The organism is Mannheimia sp. ZY171111, from assembly GCF_017750945.1.
GTDB lineage: Bacteria > Pseudomonadota > Gammaproteobacteria > Enterobacterales > Pasteurellaceae > Mannheimia > Mannheimia pernigra.
In genome coordinates, this window is sequence record NZ_CP046532.1 from 1250673 (window position 1) to 1270271 (window position 19599).

The 19599-nt window shown below is 39.0% G+C and carries 13 protein-coding genes; 11 read left to right on the forward strand and 2 right to left on the reverse strand.

Going from position 1 to position 19599, the window contains the following annotated elements:
• The first annotated feature begins 19 nt into the window (after positions 1-19).
• Positions 20-2971 carry a pitrilysin gene (ptrA, locus tag GM698_RS06120; protein WP_209289099.1) on the forward strand — a complete coding sequence of 984 codons (2952 nt, stop codon included), beginning with the start codon at positions 20-22 and terminating at the stop codon, positions 2969-2971.
• A 47-nt stretch (positions 2972-3018) separates the two neighbouring features.
• Here ptrA and GM698_RS06125 read toward each other — a convergent pair whose 3' ends face one another.
• Complete coding sequence (locus GM698_RS06125) at positions 3019-4665, reverse strand: ABC transporter substrate-binding protein (RefSeq protein ID WP_209289100.1); 1647 nt, start codon at positions 4663-4665, stop codon at positions 3019-3021.
• 275 nt (positions 4666-4940) lie between these two features.
• Between GM698_RS06125 and GM698_RS06130 the strand changes: the two genes are divergently transcribed.
• The 8 genes from GM698_RS06130 to GM698_RS06165 all read left to right on the forward strand — a co-directional run bounded on the left by GM698_RS06130 (position 4941) and on the right by GM698_RS06165 (position 16751).
• The gene (locus GM698_RS06130; protein WP_209289101.1) at positions 4941-5084 is read left to right on the forward strand and encodes a hypothetical protein; all 144 of its coding nucleotides are present in this window, start codon (positions 4941-4943) and stop codon (positions 5082-5084) included.
• Positions 5085-5307: 223 nt separating this feature from the next.
• Positions 5308-8328, forward strand: a complete 3021-nt coding sequence (locus tag GM698_RS06135; RefSeq protein ID WP_209289102.1) for a YadA-like family protein — start codon at positions 5308-5310, stop codon at positions 8326-8328.
• Positions 8329-8438: 110 nt separating this feature from the next.
• Positions 8439-8987: a hypothetical protein gene (locus GM698_RS06140; RefSeq protein WP_176807901.1), complete on the forward strand. Its 549-nt coding sequence runs from the start codon at positions 8439-8441 to the stop codon at positions 8985-8987.
• A gap of 59 nt (positions 8988-9046) precedes the next feature.
• Entirely contained in the window at positions 9047-9358 is a 312-nt protein-coding gene (locus tag GM698_RS06145; protein WP_176807685.1) for a hypothetical protein, read from the forward strand.
• A 388-nt stretch (positions 9359-9746) separates the two neighbouring features.
• Positions 9747-10232, forward strand: coding sequence for a toxin-activating lysine-acyltransferase (locus tag GM698_RS06150; protein WP_192919068.1), 486 nt, complete (start codon positions 9747-9749; stop codon positions 10230-10232).
• Between the two features lie 31 nt (positions 10233-10263).
• Positions 10264-13104 carry an RTX family hemolysin gene (locus tag GM698_RS06155; protein ID WP_176807684.1) on the forward strand — a complete coding sequence of 947 codons (2841 nt, stop codon included), beginning with the start codon at positions 10264-10266 and terminating at the stop codon, positions 13102-13104.
• Between the two features lie 72 nt (positions 13105-13176).
• Complete coding sequence (locus GM698_RS06160) at positions 13177-15303, forward strand: type I secretion system permease/ATPase (protein WP_176807683.1); 2127 nt, start codon at positions 13177-13179, stop codon at positions 15301-15303.
• An 11-nt stretch (positions 15304-15314) separates the two neighbouring features.
• Positions 15315-16751 (forward strand): HlyD family type I secretion periplasmic adaptor subunit, encoded by a 1437-nt coding sequence (locus GM698_RS06165; RefSeq protein ID WP_209289790.1) that lies wholly within the window; start codon positions 15315-15317, stop codon positions 16749-16751.
• 103 nt (positions 16752-16854) lie between these two features.
• On the opposite strand, the gene GM698_RS06170 is transcribed toward GM698_RS06165, so the two are convergent.
• Complete coding sequence (locus GM698_RS06170) at positions 16855-18177, reverse strand: anaerobic C4-dicarboxylate transporter (protein WP_176809528.1); 1323 nt, start codon at positions 18175-18177, stop codon at positions 16855-16857.
• A gap of 116 nt (positions 18178-18293) precedes the next feature.
• Between GM698_RS06170 and dapF the strand changes: the two genes are divergently transcribed.
• Together dapF and GM698_RS06180 are read left to right on the forward strand one after the other, a co-directional pair.
• Positions 18294-19118: a diaminopimelate epimerase gene (dapF, locus tag GM698_RS06175; RefSeq protein ID WP_209289103.1), complete on the forward strand. Its 825-nt coding sequence runs from the start codon at positions 18294-18296 to the stop codon at positions 19116-19118.
• Between the two features lie 24 nt (positions 19119-19142).
• Positions 19143-19466 (forward strand): multidrug efflux SMR transporter, encoded by a 324-nt coding sequence (locus GM698_RS06180; RefSeq protein WP_159628651.1) that lies wholly within the window; start codon positions 19143-19145, stop codon positions 19464-19466.
• Positions 19467-19599: the final 133 nt, after the last annotated feature.

Sequence of the window (19599 nt, forward strand, 5' to 3'; positions counted from 1 at the left end):
GTAATTTAAAAGGAGACTTATGAGATTATCTACGCTAACTAAATTACTGGCAGCCGCTTTTGCCATCAATATAATGGCTTATCCTGCTTTTGCAGAAGTTGCAAAAAATGCTGAAAAGACGACCGCTAGTCAGACTCAAATCCAACACCAACAGGGTTTTGAGCTAATAAAACGGAGAATTAATAAAAGCCCGAATGATAAGGCGATTTATCAAGGCATTAAACTGGATAATGGTATGGAGGTTTTACTGATTTCAGATAGCCAAGCGAATAAATCGCTAATGTCAGCTATTATTCCAATTGGATCGATGGACGACCCCATTTCTCAACAAGGGCTAGCCCATTATCTTGAACATATGATTCTGATGGGCTCAAAAAACTACCCTGAAACCAACAGTTTAGACGGCTTTTTAACCCAAAATGGCGGAATGAATAATGCGTCTACCGCCCCTCATCGCACCGCTTATTATTTACAAGTGAATAATGAGGCGTTTAGTGAGGCAGTCGCTCGGTTGGCAGACACGCTCGCTTTTCCATTATTGTTAGAAACTAATGCCAAAAAAGAAGTCAATGCGGTGAATGCCGAGATGGTACGAGCAAAATCGCACGATGGGCATTTATTGCATAGCGTCAATTTAGCGACGTCAAACCCTGCCTACCCAGCCACAAAATTTGCGGTAGGCAATAAGCAAACATTATCCGACAAGCCAGACAGTAAATTACAAACTGAGTTAGAGAATTTCTACAAAGAACACTATTCTGCAAATTTGTTTAAGGTTGTGCTTTATTCAAATCAGCCGATTGAGCAGATGGCAAAATTGGCGGTAAAGACCTTAGGAAAAATGGAAAACAAAAACTTTAGCGTGCCACAAACTGTTGAGCCACGTTACCGCGCGGAAGATAAATCGGTTCTTATTCAATATAAACCCGTAAAATCAACAAAAATGCTTGTTATTAGTTTTGATTTTCCGAATGATGAAATGCACTTTAAACATAAAACAGGCGAGTATATTGCTTATGTATTGAACAATAACACAGATGGCACTTTGTCAGATTATTTGATTAAGCAAGGCTTCTCTGATGGTGGTATTGAGGCCGTCAGTACGGCGAATGTTGGGCGTGACCGCAGTTCATTTGATATTTATATTGAGCTAACCGATAAAGGATTGGCTGAGCAAGACAACGTCATTTCGCTGGTATTCCAACAAATTGAAAAAATTAAGCAAGAGGGCATTCAAGAAAGTTATTTCAACGAAGTGAAAGAGAGTCTGAAACAAGATTTTCAGCACTTACAAGTTGAAAAAAATATGGACTTTGTAGAGTTCATTACCGATCAAATGCTTTATTTCCCGCTAGAACATGTTATTGACCAACCGTATTTGGCAGAAACAATGGATAAAACAGCAATTCAAGAAAAGCTAGCAGGAATGACCTTAGATAAAGCACGTATTTTGCTCGTAAGCGATAATGCAGAAACCGATAAGAAAACCCCTCACTTTGAGGCAGGATATTCTGTAGCCAAAATCACGGAATCGCAAAAGCAAAAATGGCTCGATTTCAGCAAAAATCCACCGCTCAATTTGCCTGAACTTAATCCATATTTTACGACCGATTTCTCTTTAAATAAGGTGCAGCAAGGTTTAACTAAACCAAAATTAGTGGCTGAAAAACAGGGCGAATTAATTTATGTGATGCCAAGTGTGCATTTTGCGACTGATCCGAAAGCGAAAATCAGTATGGTATTTGATATTCGCCCAAGGCAAGTGGATTTAAAAACGGCGACTGCTGCCACCATTTTAGGCTATATGAATAATTGGGCTCAAGCTAAGCTAGAGTTCCAATCTTCCGTAGCAGGGATGAATTTAAGTTTAACCCCTGCGGCAAATGGTTTTCTGGCAAATGCAGAAGGTTATACACAAAACTTAAGCAAATTGATTTTAGACAGCATCAAACAGTTCAGCACTTTTGAGCTAAATGAAGACGTATTGGTCCAAGCGAAGCAGCGTTTACATCAAGCCTTAGATCGCAGCGAGAAAGAAAATAGCCTCAATCAAGCGAATGCAGCCCTGGTTCATTTTGCAAATTACCCTTATTTTGAGATCGAAAAACAGCGTGAGATGATAGACCAAATCACCCTTGATGATGTAAAAAAACTCCGCCACCGTATTTTGAATGACGCCACAGGCTTTAAGATGCTTTCCGTCGGCAATTTATCTACTGAGCAGGTTTCCGTACTCTCAAACGAGGTGCAAGCGGTCATAAAAAACCACAAATTTGCAAATACGACAGAGCCGTATGTTGAAATCAATCAAAGCCAACGCAAGTTGAATTTTATTAGACAAGTGCCAAATGAAGATAACGCCTTGTTAATGGCATTCCTACCAAATGGCTATGCGGAATTAGAAGGGATGGTAAGAGCGATGTTACTCAGAGATATTATTTCCCGTTGGTATTTTGATGATTTGCGTACCGATAAACAACTTGGCTATGTGGTGTATGCAACCCATACTTCGATTGGTAAAACATCGGGTATTCAATTTATGGTACAAAGCCCGAATACGACACCAGCAGGTATTCTAAAACATAACGAACGCTTCTTTAAAGAAAGTCTCGAACGTTTGCAGAATCTGTCTGATGAAGAATTTGTAAAATACCGTAATAGCTTGGTAGAAAAACTGCAATATAAACCAGAATCTTTAGCGGAAGAATTTGCGGAGTTCGGTACAGACTTTAGCAGAAATAATGCAAAATTTGACCGCTTGCAACAAGTGATTGAGCTAACTAAAGGGCTAACTAAGGCAGATATTGTGGCGTTTTACCAAAAAGCGGTCATCGATCAGAAAGGTTTAGTATTCGTTAGCCAAGCTGTCGGCACAAAAACCAAAGCAGAAGATGTAGCGAAGTTTAACGATTTCGAACAAGTTGAAAGCATTGAAAAGCTACAACGAGAATTTGACATTAAAGACTACTAAGCAGAAAAAAGCCACCTTTCGGTGGCTTTTGTTTATCTCTGATTTAATTAATCCACAATCTTCACAGGATATAAGTAAGTATATCCAAACGGACTTTGTTTGTAGCCTTCAACACGTTTGCTGGTTGGGGCAAAGTTAATTGAGTGAGCGACGTTAATCCAAGGTGCTTGCTCTCTTAAAATCACTTGAGCCTGTTCGTATAACTTAGTACGTTCTGCTTTATCAGATGAGCCTAATGCTTTTGCCAATAACGCATCTAACTCTGGATTGCTAAAGCGTGCATAGTTGCTGTTACCCACGTTTGGCGTGCCGAACAGTGGAGATAAGAAGTTATCCGGATCGCCATTATCGCCAGACCAACCATAAGTGCCGGCGGTTAACTCACCTGCTTTAGTGCGTTTAATATAATCGCCCCACTCGTAGGTAACTAATTTGGCTTTAACACCAATTTTCGCCCAGTCTGCTTGAATAATTTCTGACATACGGCGTGGATTTGGGTTAGAGGCACGCACTACAGGCTGCACCCATAAATCGGTTTCAAAACCGTTCGGGAAGCCCGCTTCCGCTAATAATTGTTTCGCTTTTTCGATGTTGTATTCAGACTCAGGTAAGCTGTCGTTATATCCCCAGATCGTTGGCGGAAGAGGGTTTTTTGCCGCAAAACCATTGCCTTGATAAACCACATCAATAATTGCTTTTTTATCTACCGCTAAATTCAATGCTTGGCGAACTTTCACGTTATCAAACGGAGCTTTTTCGGTGTTGAACGCCACATAAGCAATGTTTAAACCCGGTTGAGATAATAAATTCACCTTCGGATCGGTTTTCATTTTCTCAATGTCGGTAGCATTCGGGAAGTCCATTAAATCACATTGACCAGCCTGTAATTTCGCATAACGAGCGGTTGCGTCCGGCACAATCTCAAAAATCAAGCGGTCGATATCCGGCTTGCCTTTCCAATACTCTTTGTTTGCCACATAACGGCTTGCTTGGTCTAACACATAGCCACTAAATACAAACGGACCTGTGCCGATTGGTGTGGTATCTACTGCTTCAGGCGTGCCGGCTTTCATCATTTTATCCGCATATTCCGCAGAATAAATCGAAGTGAAATCCATACGAAGACTCGATAAGAATGAGGCATCACGTTTGGTTAAGGTAATACGCACCGTGCTGTCGTCCACTTTCTCTACCGATTTTAATAACGTTGGGAATTTCATCGCATTGAAATATGGATAGGTTCCGTTTGAAACCTGATGATATGGGTGATTTTTGTCTAACTGACGGTTAAACGAGAACACCACATCATCTGCGTTTAACTCTCGGCTTGGGGTGAAATCTTTATTTGAATGGAATTTCACACCTTGACGTAATTTGAAGGTGTAAGTTAAACCGTCTTCGCTGATTTCCCAGCTTTCTGCTAATGCTGGTTCAATATCCGTTGTGCCCGGTACAAATTCCACTAAGCGGTTATAAATTTGTTGCGAGCTGGCGTTATAAGATAAACCGTCCATCATTAAAATAGGGCTAAAGCCAGTTGGCGAACGGCTTACGCAGTTTACAAAGGTTTTTCCTGCACTAGGCTTTTCGGCTGCCACGGTGGTAGTGGTTTCCGTATTTTTATTATCACACGCAGCTAACGCAAAGGCGGCTAGCATACCTGCACTTAATTTAGTTAAAGTTAAAAATTTCATATTTTCTCCGTAAATAGTAGAGCTAGACGAAGGTTACCTTTTCCTATATTAAGAGTAAAGAATAAAAGGTGCTTTTTTATAACTAATAGTTCTAAATAAATCTTGTCGTCTAAACAATACAAGCGGTCATTTTTTGTAAAAATTTTGCAAAATATCACCGCTTGTATAATGTGGGGCTGCAACTTAAATTCACATTAAAAAAAGCTAAATTTTTAGTGTTAATAGCACAAAAATAGATTAAAATCGCATTTTTTTATTTACAGAGAAAAGATTATATGATGAACTCACTCACTCACTCACTCACTCACTCACTCACTCACTCACTCACTCACTCACTCACTCACTCACTCACTCACTCACTCACTCACTCACTCACTCACTCACTCACTCACTCACTCACTCACTCACTCACCGCCTAAACGTCTAGTATTCCGTTTATCGCTGCTGGCAATCGCACTTGGAGTAACAGGAGGAGCTTGGGCGGAGAGTACTCGGATTATTGATGGAAACGCACTTCCAGCACCTGTAACATCTGGTCAGAAATCTAAATACTACTGTTATTACGATGAAGATGCTTTAACGGTTATCTGTGGCGGGGTAGATGTTACAGGCCAATCAAACATCCGTAATTACGCTATAGTCATGGGCCATAAAACTAAAGCTAGCGATGTGTACCATTCCACCATTATGGGTTATTGGAATAACGCCAACAATGTGCACTATTCTACCTTCATGGGGTATAACACTAAAGCTAACGGTGTGAATTACTCTACCCTTATAGGCGATAACGCCAATGCTAAAAATGTGAGTCAATCTACCATGATCGGTTATGGTACTAAAGTCGACAATCTACTTGCCTCTAACGTCATCGGTTATAGCAATAGTGCTAACGATATGAATCACTCTACCGTCATAGGTTATATCAATAAAGCTGACAATGCACTTTTCTCTTCCATCATGGGTTCTACTATTACGGCTAGCGATGTGAAGTACTCTACGATTATGGGTTCTCAAACTAGAACCAATAATGTGGGGAGTTCTGCCATTATGGGACCTTGGAATAAGGCTAACGATGTGCTAGCGTCAGCCTTCATTGGTGATAGCATTACAGCCAATGATGTGTCTTTCTCTGCTGTCATTGGTCATCTTGCTCGTGCTAACAATGTGCGTGAATCTACTGTTATGGGTGCTTACACTAAGGTCGATAATGTGAAGAGTTCTGAAATTATTGGGCATTCGAGTAATGCCAATAATGTGTTTGCTTCCACTGTCATGGGGCATGTGAATAACTCCAACCATGTGAATTACTCTACTGTCATTGGTTATAGGAATGACACCGACGATGTAAGCTTCTCTCCTATCATGGGGGCTAGAATTAAAGCTCAAGATGTAAATGGTTCTCCCATAATGGGTTCTGGAATTAAAGCTGTCAATGTGCTTTTTTCTCCTGTCATCGGTTATGAATCTACAGCCACCAGTGCGTATTACTCTACCGTTATTGGCTATAAAACGAGAGCAGCAGCGACTAAAAATTCCATCATTATGGGATCTAATTCGGCTGTAGGTGATTCAGAGACATCATTAGCTATACAAAAGGTTTATGATATAGCTTATAAGGAGGCTTATGATAAGTATTTAGCCGATCATCCTGAAGGTAAGATGGATAATGGAGATTATAATGACTTAACAAAAACACAAGCAGAAGTAGAGGCTAAAAAAGCAGGCAATTCTGAGAGGTTTAAGTATATAGATAACCCAATTTTAACTGAAAACAGTATTCTCATCGGTAATAATTCATTTGCCAACAAATCAGGAGTCATTTCTATTGGTAGTGGAAATACAATAAAAGCCCCAGATGCAGTGGCTCTTGGTAATGGTATTGTTATTGATGATGAAAAATTTCATCAATCCGTAGTATTAGGAACAGGCAGTGTCCCTGCTTTAGCTGCTCCAGTAGCAGGTATGAAAATGGGTGAAACTGACGTAACGTTTGCAGGTGGTAACCCAGCCTCAACAGTATCTGTAGGTGCAGCCAATAATGAACGCCAAATCACTTATGTAGCAGCAGGTAGAATTGCAGCAGACAGTACGGATGCCGTTAATGGTAGCCAGTTATTTGCGATATTAAATAACCATACAACAGATGGACTAAAAGACAAAGCCGACCTATCAGTTGTGAAAGATCTAGATGCTCATATAAACAGACAAATCAATGACTTAGCGAGTAGAACGGCTGCTGAGCTAGATAAGAAAGCCGATCAGACCACGGTGAACGTGCTGGCGGATATAGTAGCAACGAAAGCTAATCAAACTGATGTAGAGGCAAACAAAAAGGCAATTGCCGCAAATACCTCACAACTTAATCAGCTGAGAGGAGCTACTGATGAGGCATTTGCTGGTGTGGTTAAAATAATGCAGGAGATGGATGCAAAAGTAGACACAGAAGTGGGCAAAGTAAATACTCGTATTGATAGCGTATCTCAAGAAGTGGTGTCTATAAATGAAAAAGTGGATACTGAACTTGTAAAAGTGAACGACAAAGTAGCATCAGAGGTGGGAAAAGTGGAGACGAAGGTCACCAATCTTGCGAAGGTGCTAGGTGCGAGTGTAACCGCAGACGGGTTGGTAGAGGTGGAATACAACTACTACCAAGGAGGCGAGAAGAAGACAGTAAATGATGTCAAATCGGCGTTGTCAGGCATATCGGAAAATAGCAAGCACTTTAATGCGAAGACGAATGCGGAGCAAGGTTCAAAGGCGACGGGAGAAGAGAGCGTAGCGATGGGGGGTAATAGCGAGGCATTAGGCAGAAACAGCGTTGCGGTAGGCTCAAACTCAAAGGCATTGGGAGAGAACGAATTTGCAGTGGGTAATGCGGAGCTAGAGTTAACGCGACGAATCACTCAGGTATCAGACGGCTTAGCGAAAAATGACGCCGTCAACAAAGGTCAGTTAGATGGTGAAGCTGAGAAGGTCAATGTTAAGTTAACCCGTGTGGCAGAGATATTAGGTGCGACGGTGACGACAGATGGTTTACTGACAGCGGAATACGACTACTACGAGAAAGGGCAGAAGAAGACGACGAATAATGTGAAAACGGCGTTAAATGCAGCAGCTCAAAATACGAAATATGTTTCTGTAAATAGCACAGGCAATAGTGCGAAGGCAGAGGGTGCGGAGAGTGTTGCAATCGGTGCTAATAGTGTCGCGAAAGGCAGCAATAGCGTTGCAGTAGGCGCTGGTTCGGTGGCGATGAGCGACAATGAATTCTCGGTAGGTAATGCCAATGCCAATGTTACACGCCGAATCACCAATGTGGCAGAGGGGGTATCGGAGACCGATGCGGTTAATATGGGGCAATTCACCCGAGGGATGAATGCGTTAGGGGGGCAAGTGAATCAGTTAGAGAACAAGATAGCCCGCACAGAAAAACGGATGAGTTCAGGGATTGCTGGGGCGTATGCGGCGGCAAGTTTAATCAATGCACCGGGTGCAGGAGACAGTATGCTATCGGTCGGTACAGGTACCTTTAATGGGGCAACGGCAGTGGCATTGGGGTATTCAAGAGTATCAGATAATGGTAAAGTATCGCTGAAATTGATAGGCTCAGCGAGCAATAAAGGCGATGTAGGCGGAGGGGCATCAGTTGGATTTAAATTCTAATTGATGTGCAAAGAAGTCTGTATATAAGACCGCTTGTAAGCAATCAAAGGAGAGAAAGATGGCTTACAAGCGTCTTTTTTTAAATGAAATAACAGGAATTGAGGTTAAAGATGAAGTATTTAAGAAAAGCGGTCATCAGCGCGTTATTAGCGTATGGTATCACGAGCAATGTGTTTGCTGGCGAGGTAGACAAATCGGCGCAGTTTAAGCGTTATGAACAAGCCAAATTAAAGTTAACGTATGAAGGTGAGGTGGGTAATTTATTACAATTACTGGCGAACCGTTTAGGCGTGGGTTATCTCACATACAAAATAGACTTTAAGAAGCCGGTGAGCATCAAGAGCGGAGAGTTCATAAGGGTATCGGATTTATTAGATAATATTGAATCACAGGTGCCTGATTTAGAGATAAAATTTGAACGTATAGGTGAGAATATATTTATCAATGCGGTAAGCCACAAAGAGCCGTTAAAATTAAGGAATGAGGAATTTGTGAGCGAAGTGATATTTGAAGATAGCACAAATACAACAAATAGCACAAATAGTAAAAGTGAGGTAGGAGAAGTTATCTTTGAAGAGACGGAGTCTAAAGAGGTAAAGAAAGCGCCAACCCAAGCTATTCAAGCCGCTCAAGAGGTGAGCGAAGTAAAAAAGCCGTAGAAGCTGATATAACAGCGAAAAAGGAAGAGACAAAAGAGATAAGCAAGGAAGAGAAGGGATTGAATGAGCTTGTGGCAAGGGCGACAGATGAAGGGCTGCTGTCGAAATACAAGCGAAAGAAAGCGCCGAAATACAAATTAAGCAAGAAAGAGTTTGATGGATTGGAATCGGTGAAGGTAACGCCGATAGGGACATTTTTGATATTTAATCAAGAGATGGACGTGTCAGATTTTGATGTGAAAGGGAAGTTTGAACGAATGGAGAAGCACGGAAATTTGATAGCGATATCTCACGAGAAGGTGTCGGCACCGAAATGGATAACGGTGGAATTTGGGGGTAAGAAGTTAGTACTTAGTCGAAGTAATAAGTAATAAAGTGATGAGATAACGCCTCTTTTTGTGAAAAGAAAAGAGGCGTTATGTTTGATCTATAAATTACCTGCTCCCTTCACTGCATTTTTATCGTAAACGGCTATATCATTCGTCACTTATTTTGAATACCAGTCAATTTTACTCTCCATTTTTCTCTTTTCTATCAAGGTAATTGATTTCATAAAATATAGACAATATATGCTACATTATTTTTACCTTGTGATTATTTTGTTTACAAAATTAAAACATCCTATTTTCTATACTGTTTATTAAAAAATCATTAAAACCCAATTAAGTTATAAAATGAGCAAATACCTATTTTTTCGATTGTATTGTAGCTGTATATAGTTATAATTTGGCTCCATTTTAGAATGACAATCGAATATATATGATGAATGAAAATAACTTTAATTTATTAGGGATGGTTTCCTGGTTATGGATGAACTCTCCCTTGCATAGAGAATGGAGCCTTTCTGCATTAGCGAAGAATGTTATTCCTGCAATTGAAAATGAACAATATATGCTACTTGTTGATAATGGTGTGCCGATTGCTTATTGTAGTTGGGCAGACTTAAATATTGATACAGAAGTGAAATATATTAAGGATATTGGGTCTCTGACACCAGAAGAATGGAAGTCTGGTGATAGACGTTGGATTATTGACTGGGTTGCACCATTTGGACATTCCCAATTACTTTATAAAAAAATGTGTCAGAAATATCATAATACACTAGTCAGATCTATACGTTTCCAATCTAATCACAAGAAAATAGGAAAAATTTCTTATTTCAAGGGTGATGGTTTGAATAGAACATTGGCGAAAAATTTATTTGATACATATCAAATTGAATTAGCTAATGCATTAAAAGATTAATTTTTTTATTAAATAAAAGGAGACATCCCTAATGGGTAATAAACTAGCAAATCTCAAAGCAGGTCTAAAAAATATGGCAACTACAACAAAACGCGGATTATCTCAGGCTGGGCATTCGTTACAGGTAGGAGCCAAAAAACTTATCCTTTATATTCCTAAGGATTACCAATATGATTCAGAGCAAGGTAATGGCTTGCAGGATTTGGTTAAGGCTGCAGAAGAGTTAGGTATTGAGGTGCAAAAAGAAGAGCGGAATGATATTGCAACGGCTCAGACAAGTTTAGGAACAATTCATCATGTGCTTGGTTTTACTGAGCGTGGAATTGTTTTATATGCACCTAAACTAGATGAATTACTTAAAAAAAATAAAATAGGAAAATCATTAGGTTCTTCTGAGAGAATTGCTCAGAACTTTGGCAAAGCAAAAACAATATTATCAGGTATCCAATCTATTTTAGGCTCTGTATTAGCAGGTATGGACTTAGACGATATATTGCAGAAAAAAGGTAGTGAACTTGATTTAGCTAAAGCAGGTTTAGATCTTACGAATTCTTTAATAGAGAATATTGCAAACTCTGTTCAAACGCTGGATTCCTTTGCAGAACAAATTAATCAATTAGGTTCAAGATTACAAAATGTTAAAGGATTAAGTGGTTTAGGAGATAAACTAAAAAATCTGGGCGGTTTTGGTAAGGTAGGTCTAGGTTTAGATGTTATCTCAGGATTGCTTTCTGGTGCGACTGCTGCTTTGGTTCTTGCAGATAAAAATGCTTCTACAGGTAGAAAAGTAGGGGCAGGGTTTGAGCTTGTAAACCAAGTTGTTGGAAATATTACAAAAGCAGTTTCATCTTATATTTTGGCTCAACGTGTTGCTGCAGGATTATCTTCTACGGGCCCTGTTGCAGCGTTAATTGCATCAACGGTTTCTCTTGCTATTAGTCCTTTAGCATTTGCAGGCATTGCAGATAAGTTTAATCATGCAAAAAGCTTAGAAAGCTATGCTGAGCGTTTTAAAAAATTAGGCTTTGAGGGTGATAGCTTATTGGCAGAATATCACCGTGGAACAGGTACAATTGATGCTTCTGTCACTGCAATTAATACGGCATTGGCTGCAATTGCAGGTGGTGTATCTGCAGCAGCAGCGGGTTCTGTAGTTGCTTCTCCAATTGCATTACTTGTATCGGGTATTACTGGCATTATCTCTACTATCTTACAATACTCTAAACAAGCGATGTTTGAACATGTTGCTAATAAAATTCACAATAAAATTTTGGAGTGGGAGAAGAATAACCAAGGTAAAAATTACTTTGAGAATGGTTATGACGCTCGTTATCTAGCTGGATTGCAAGATAATATGGAATTCTTACTCAGCCTAAATAAAGAGCTACAAGCAGAACGTGTTGTTGCAATTACTCAGCAACAATGGGATAGAAACATTGGTGACCTAGCAGGTATTAGCCGTTTGGGTGAAAAAGTGCTTAGTGGTAAAGCTTATGTTGATGCTTTTGAGGAAGGGAAGCATATTCATGCAGATAAGCTTGTGCAACTAGATTCTGCAAATGGGATTATTGATGTTAGTAATACAGGAAATGCTAAAACCCAGCATATCTTATTCAGAACACCATTGTTGACACCTGGCACAGAGCATCGTGAACGAGTACAAACTGGTAAATATGAATACATTACTAAACTTAATATTAATCGAGTAGATAGTTGGAGAATTACTGATGGTAAAGCAAGCTCAACGTTCGATCTAACTAACGTGGTTCAGCGTATTGGTATTGAATTGGATCAGGCTGAAAATGTGATTAAAACTAAAGAGACTTCCATTATTGCTAAGCTTGGCGATGGTGATGATAATGTTTTTGTTGGATCTGGTACTACTGAAATTGATGGTGGCGAAGGCTATGATCGTGTTCATTATAGTAGGGGGGATTATGGTGCATTGACTATTGATGCAACTCAAGAAGTAGAGCAAGGTACATATACGGTTAATCGTTTTGTAGAGACGGGTAAAGCGTTACATGAAGTCACCTCAACGCATACTGCATTAGTGGGTAGCCGTGAAGAGAAAATTGAATATAGACATAGTGATAATAAACAACACGCAGGCTATTACACGAAGGATTCCTTAAAATCTATCGAAGAAATTATCGGCACATCACATAATGATACGTTTAAAGGTAGTAAATTTGACGATGCATTTAATGGTGGCGATGGTGTAGATACTATTGATGGTAAGGCAGGTAACGACCGCTTATTTGGTGGTAGAGGTGATGACGTTATCGATGGTGGTGAGGGTGATGACTTTATTGATGGCGGTAAAGGTAATGATCTTTTACATGGCGATAAAGGCGACGATATTTTTGTTCACCGTCAAGGTGATGGGAACGATTCAATTACAGATTCAGAGGGCAATGATAAATTGTCTTTCGCAGATTCAAACTTAAAAGATCTCACCTTTGAAAAAGCAGAGCATCACTTGGTTATTACTAACCAAAAACAAGAGAAAGTGACGATTAAAAATTGGTTCCGTGAATCTGATTTCGCTAAAGAGGTGCATAACTATAAAGCGACTAAAGATGAAAAAATTGAAGAAATCATTGGTCAACATGGTGAACGAATTACTTCTAAACAAGTTGATGAGCTTATTGAAAAAGGCAAAGGCAAGATTGATAAAGAGGAATTATCAAAAGTTGTTGCTGACTATGAGCTTCTGAAAAATAGCCAAAATGTTCCAAATAGCTTAAATAAATTAATTTCAGCAGTAGGAGCATTCACCTCATCTAACGATGCTCGAAATGTATTAGTACAACCTTCTTCAACGTTAGATAACTATTCATCGTCTGTTCAATTAACTAGAGCAGCGTAATCTTTAATTTTTAGCAACTCTATACTGTTTAATACATTATAGAGTTGCTATCCTTTTGTAAAAGGAGACTATATGAACGCTGATCATCAACAAAATGATCTTGGTTTAAATGCTCTAAATATGTTGGCTCAATACCATAATATTCCACTTAATCCTGAAGAAATAAAACATAAATTCGATCTAGATGGTAAAGGGCTTTCCCAGACTTCTTGGTTGTTAGCGGCAAAGTCATTAGGATTAAAAGCGAAAAATATAAAAAAAGAAACTTCTCGTTTGCACTTGGTGAATTTACCCGCATTGGTGTGGCAAGATAATGGTAAACATTTTTTATTAGTAAAAGTTGATACGGATAAGAATCGCTACTTAACGTATGATTTAGAGCAAGATGCCCCCAAAATTCTATTACAAGAAGAATTTGAGCGTTGCTACCAAGGAAAACTAATCTTAGTAACATCTAGGGCTTCGATAGTTGGTCAATTAGCTAAATTTGATTTTACTTGGTTTATTCCTGCGGTAATCAAATATAGAAAAATTTTTTTAGAAACGTTAATTGTTTCTATTTTTTTGCAAATTTTTGCATTAATTACACCGCTATTTTTCCAAGTAGTAATGGATAAAGTGCTAGTACATCGGGGTTTTTCTACCTTAAACATCATCACTGTTGCCTTAGCGATTGTCATTATATTTGAAATTGTATTAAGCGGCTTACGCACCTATATTTTTTCCCATAGTACTAGCCGTATTGATGTTGAACTAGGGGCAAAATTATTTCGACATCTGTTAGCATTACCCATTTCCTATTTTGAAAATCGACGAGTAGGCGATACGATTGCGAGAGTAAGAGAATTAGATCAAATTAGAAATTTCCTTACTGGTCAAGCGTTAACATCGGTGTTAGATCTATTATTTTCTTTCATCTTTTTTGCAGTAATGTGGTACTACAGCCCTAAGCTGACGCTTGTGATTCTTTGCTCATTGCCTTGTTATATTTTATGGTCGATTTTTATTAGCCCTATATTAAGACGTCGTTTAGACGAAAAATTTGCCCGAAGTGCCGATAATCAAGCATTTTTAGTAGAATCTGTTACGGCGATTAATATGATTAAGGCAATGGCGGTTTCTCCGCAAATGACCGATACTTGGGACAAGCAGCTAGCAAGCTACGTTTCTTCGAGCTTCCGAGTTACCGTTTTAGCAACTATTGGGCAACAAGGAGTGCAGTTTATCCAAAAAACAGTTATGGTGATTAATCTCTGGCTGGGTGCCCATCTTGTTATTTCAGGTGATCTTAGTATCGGACAATTAATTGCGTTTAATATGCTTTCTGGACAGGTTATTGCCCCTGTTATTCGCTTGGCACAGCTATGGCAAGATTTCCAACAAGTTGGCATTTCTGTTAATCGTTTAGGTGATGTATTAAATTCTCCAACTGAACAATATCAAGGAAAGTTATCTCTGCCAGAAATACAAGGCAATATCTCATTTAAGCATATCCGTTTTAAATATAAGCCAGATGCACCAACTATTTTAAATAATGTGAGTTTAGATATTCAGCAAGGCGAAGTGATTGGTATTGTTGGGCGTTCAGGCTCTGGAAAAAGTACGCTGACAAAATTACTACAACGTTTTTATATTCCTGAAAATGGGCAAGTTTTAATTGATGGACACGATCTTGCTTTAGCTGATCCGAGCTGGCTTCGTCGTCAGATTGGCGTAGTATTGCAAGATAATGTCTTGCTCAATCGTAGTATTCGAGAAAATATTGCGTTATCAGATCCTGGAATGCCAATGGAACGAGTGATTTATGCAGCAAAATTAGCAGGTGCACATGATTTCATTTCAGAATTAAGAGAAGGGTATAACACCATTGTAGGTGAACAAGGTGCAGGGCTGTCTGGTGGCCAAAGACAGCGTATCGCTATTGCCAGAGCCTTAGTAAACAATCCTAAAATCCTGATTTTTGATGAAGCAACCAGTGCATTAGATTATGAGTCTGAACACATTATTATGCGAAATATGCAAAAAATATGCCAGGGGCGTACTGTTATTATCATTGCTCATCGTTTATCTACGGTAAAAAATGCAGACAGAATTATTGTGATGGAAAAAGGTGAAATTGTAGAACAAGGCAAGCATCACGATTTACTTCAAAACAGCAATGGGCTTTATTACTACTTACACCAATTGCAACTTAATTAAGAGGTAGAATGATGAGAATGTGGATAAGTGGTATTTATGAGTTTTTCCTACGCTATAAAAATATCTGGATGGAAGTATGGAAAATCCGTAAAGAATTAGACCACCCAAATAGAAAGAAAGATGAAAATGAGTTTCTACCTGCACATTTAGAGCTTATTGAAACGCCTGTTTCAAAAAAGCCTCGCTTAATAGCATATTTAATTATGTTATTTTTAGCATTAGCGATTCTATTAGCGAGTATTGGAAAAGTAGAAATTGTAGCTACAGCACCAGGTAAACTTGCGTTTAGTGGCAGAAGTAAAGAAATTAAGCCGATTGAAAATGCAATCGTTGAGAATATCTTTGTTCAAGACGGGCAATTTGTTGAAAAAGGGGAGCTATTAGTTGATTTAAATGCACTTGGAACAGATGCTGATATACAAAAAACAATGGCATCACTTGCTTTAGCTAAATTAGAAAATTATCGTTACAAAACCTTACTCACAGCGATTGAAAAAGAGTCACTACCATTAATTGATTTATCTATAGCACAATTAAAAGATACTTCTGAAGAAGATAGATTACGTCTAAAACATTTAATTGAAGAACAATATACGACGTGGCAAAAACAAAAATCCCAGAAAATCTTAGCCTATAAGCGTAAAGATGCAGAAAAACAAACTGCATCAGCTTATGTGCGTAAATATGAGGGAATCACGCGTATTGAGCAAGAAAAATTAAAAGATTTTAAAGTTCTCTACCATAAAAAGTCTTTATCGAAGCACGAATTACTTTCGCAAGAAAATAAAGTGATTGAGGCTCAAAATGAGTTAGCGGTGTATCGTTCTAAATTAAATGAATTAGAACACGATTTACTTCAAGCAAAAGAAGAGCTAGAACTGATTACTCAACTTTTCAAAAGTGATGTTTTAGAGAAACTAAAACAACATAGTGAAAATGAAAGACAACTTAAGCTTGAATTAGAAAAAAATAATCAGCGACAACAAGCCTCAATGATTAAAGCACCTGCATCAGGCACTGTCCAGCAGTTGAAAATTCATACTATTGGTGGTGTAGTAACTACGGCGGAAACACTTATGGTGATAGTGCCAGAGGACGATGTATTAGAAGCGATAGTACAGGTTCAAAATAAAGATATTGGTTTTGTTGATGAGGGGCAAGACGTTATTATCAAAGTAGAAACTTTCCCATATACTCGCTATGGTTATTTAACTGGTCAGGTGAAGCACATCAGTCCAGATGCCATTGAACACCCTAATTTAGGGTTAGTATTTAATGCGACAATTAGCATAGATAAAAAAAATCTTATTTCTCCAGATGGGAAGAAGATAGAGCTAAATTCAGGAATGGCAATAACCGCTGAAATAAAAACAGGTATGAGAAGTGTAATGAGCTACTTACTGAGCCCACTTGAGGAATCAATCTCAGAGGGACTAAGGGAACGATAATTCAGTCAGCATTTATTGCCGCTGACGCCTTAACAACAAGCGGTCGTTTTTACTCAAAATATTGCAAATAGAAACCTCCCAATCGGGAGGTTTCTTGTTGAACTTAAAGCAGAATATTTGAGAATAATAAACCAAACCCAATACTAAAAAGCATACTCAGTAAGCCAGGCAACATAAAACTATGGTTGAAAATAAATCGACCAATGCGAGTTGTGCCCGTGGTGTCAAAGTCAATTGATGCAATAATCGGACCATAATTTGGAATAAAGAAATAGCCATTGACTGCCACAAATACCCCGATCAATACAGGTGCAGGAATACCAATGGCAATACCCACAGGGAACAAGGTTGCAACCGTTGCCCCTTGGCTGTTTACTAAAACAGAAAGTACGAATAGTGCGAAAGCAAACGCCCAAGGTGCCGTTTCCACTAAGCCTGAAACCATTGATTTGACTTCGCTCATATGACCTTGCATTAAAGTATCGCCTAACCACGCAATACCGAAAATGGCAATAACCGCACGCATACCAGCGTGGAAAACAGACCCCTTGGTAATTTCATTGCCATCTGGTTTACAAAATAAAATGATTAAGGCCCCCACGCTTAGCATAACGATTTCGATAGTGTGTGCCATACCCATTGGTTTACCATCAAACACTGGGCGAAGTGATGGCATTGCCCCCATCAATACCACGAATAATGCACCAAATAAGAACAGACCGACAGAGAATTTAGCGGTTGGTTTAAGCGGTAATTCAATTGGATTTACAACGGCATTGTTTACCTTAACATATTCAGGATCTTGCAATAAGCGTTGATAATTTGGATCATCTTTTAACTCTTTACCCATTTTATTCACAAATACGCAGGCTAAACCCAGACCGAGCAGCGTGGAAGGAATGGTTACACCCAATACATCGCCTAAGTGAATACCTTGTGGTTCAAGAAATGCCACCACTGCAACTACCGCAGCAGCAATTGGGCTTGCCACAATAGCAAACTGTGATGCAATCACCGCCATTGAAAGAGGGCGTTCAGGACGAATACCATTATGGCGACTCACCTCTGCAATAACAGGCAACACCGAATAAGCAACGTGCCCTGTTCCAGCAAGTACAGTAAATGTCCAAGTGACAAGCGGTGCAATAAAGGTAATATGTTTTGGATTTTTACGCAAAATGCGAGTTGCAATTTTAATCATATAATCCAAACCACCAGCGGCTTGCATTGCAGCCGCTGCTGCAACGACAGACATAATCATAAACATCACATCAATTGGTAAACCAGCAGGTTTTAATCCAAAACCGAATGATAAAATCGCCAAGCCCAAACCACCGAATACGCCCAAGCCGATACCCCCAACGCGAGCACCAACTAAAATACACAGTAACACGATGGCAAATTGGATAAAAAACATAGCAGACATAAATTTTGCTCCATTAAATGTTATTTACTTAAAATTAATCGGCGCGTACTATATCAATAAATAAAACTAATCTCTATAATCTCAATCAATAAAATTTCTAATTAACAAGGGAAAATATGCAATTTTCAAAAATGCACGGTTTAGGCAATGATTTTATGGTGATAGATGGCGTAACTCAAAATGTTTACTTAACTGAAGAGATGATTCGTACACTCTCCGATCGCCATCGAGGTATTGGTTTTGATCAGCTATTATTAGTTGAGCCACCTTACGACCCAGAATTAGATTTCCATTACCGAATTTTTAACGCAGATGGCAGCGAAGTATCGCAATGTGGCAACGGAGCAAGGTGCTTTGCTCGCTTTGTTACGCTAAAAGGGCTCATTAATAAAAAAGATATTCACGTTAGCACTGCCAAAGGTAAAATGGTGCTAAGCCTACAAGATGATGAAAAAGTGCGAGTCAATATGGGCGAGCCAATTTGGGAGCCAGCACAAATTCCCTTTACTGCAAATAAATTTGAGAAAAACTACATTTTAAGAACCGATTTACAAACGGTATTATGCGGTGTTGTGTCAATGGGGAATCCACACTGCGTATTGCAAGTAGATGATGTAAAAACTGCCCCTGTAAACGAGCTAGGTGCTTTACTTGAAAGCCATCAGCGTTTCCCAGAGCGAGCTAATATCAGCTTTATGCAAGTACTAAACCGCAATCACGTTAAACTACGAGTGTATGAACGTGGTGCTGGAGAAACTCAAGCCTGTGGCAGCGGTGCGTGCGGCACGGTGGCGGTTGGTATTATGCAAGGTTTGTTAGATAACAACGTACAAGTTGATTTACCTGGAGGCTCATTAATAATTGAATGGCAAGGCACAGGACACCCACTTTATATGACAGGTGATGCAACCCACATTTATGATGGATTTATTAAACTGTAATAAATTAACACACATAGGAAATCAATGAACGTCTGGATTTTATTGGCAATTTCAATCTGTCTCGAAATTGCCGCCACCAACTTATTAAAATTAAGCAACGGTTTTACTAAAGCAGTACCAACTATAAGCTCACTCGCACTCTATGGCTTATCGTTTTACTTTCTCTCAATTATTTTCCGAACGCTCCCCGTTGGCATTGTTTATGCGGTCTGGTCGGGTGTTGGCATCATACTAACAGCCATTGTTGCCTATTTTGCATTTGGGCAGAAAATTGACTTAGCTGGTCTAATTGGCATCGCCCTGATTTTAGCTGGTGTATTAGTCATTAATTTATTTTCAAAGATGTGATACAAGCGGTCTTTTTTAGTCAAAAAACTGCAAATAGTGGCTAGAAAAAGACCGCTTGTTTAATTTGAGCTTTATCGCTAGAATTCCCATCCACAGGTTAAAATTTTAGTGTTAATAGCACAAAAAATAGATT

Coding starts and splice junctions, on each gene's coding strand:
- ptrA (WP_209289099.1), top strand. CDS start 20: ATGAGATTATCTACGCTAACTAAATTACTGGCAGCCGCTTTTGCCATC.
- GM698_RS06125 (WP_209289100.1), bottom strand. CDS start 4,665: ATGAAATTTTTAACTTTAACTAAATTAAGTGCAGGTATGCTAGCCGCC.
- GM698_RS06130 (WP_209289101.1), top strand. CDS start 4,941: ATGATGAACTCACTCACTCACTCACTCACTCACTCACTCACTCACTCA.
- GM698_RS06135 (WP_209289102.1), top strand. CDS start 5,308: ATGGGCCATAAAACTAAAGCTAGCGATGTGTACCATTCCACCATTATG.
- GM698_RS06140 (WP_176807901.1), top strand. CDS start 8,439: ATGAAGTATTTAAGAAAAGCGGTCATCAGCGCGTTATTAGCGTATGGT.
- GM698_RS06150 (WP_192919068.1), top strand. CDS start 9,747: ATGATGAATGAAAATAACTTTAATTTATTAGGGATGGTTTCCTGGTTA.
- GM698_RS06155 (WP_176807684.1), top strand. CDS start 10,264: ATGGGTAATAAACTAGCAAATCTCAAAGCAGGTCTAAAAAATATGGCA.
- GM698_RS06160 (WP_176807683.1), top strand. CDS start 13,177: ATGAACGCTGATCATCAACAAAATGATCTTGGTTTAAATGCTCTAAAT.
- GM698_RS06165 (WP_209289790.1), top strand. CDS start 15,315: ATGAGAATGTGGATAAGTGGTATTTATGAGTTTTTCCTACGCTATAAA.
- GM698_RS06170 (WP_176809528.1), bottom strand. CDS start 18,177: ATGTCTGCTATGTTTTTTATCCAATTTGCCATCGTGTTACTGTGTATT.
- dapF (WP_209289103.1), top strand. CDS start 18,294: ATGCAATTTTCAAAAATGCACGGTTTAGGCAATGATTTTATGGTGATA.
- GM698_RS06180 (WP_159628651.1), top strand. CDS start 19,143: ATGAACGTCTGGATTTTATTGGCAATTTCAATCTGTCTCGAAATTGCC.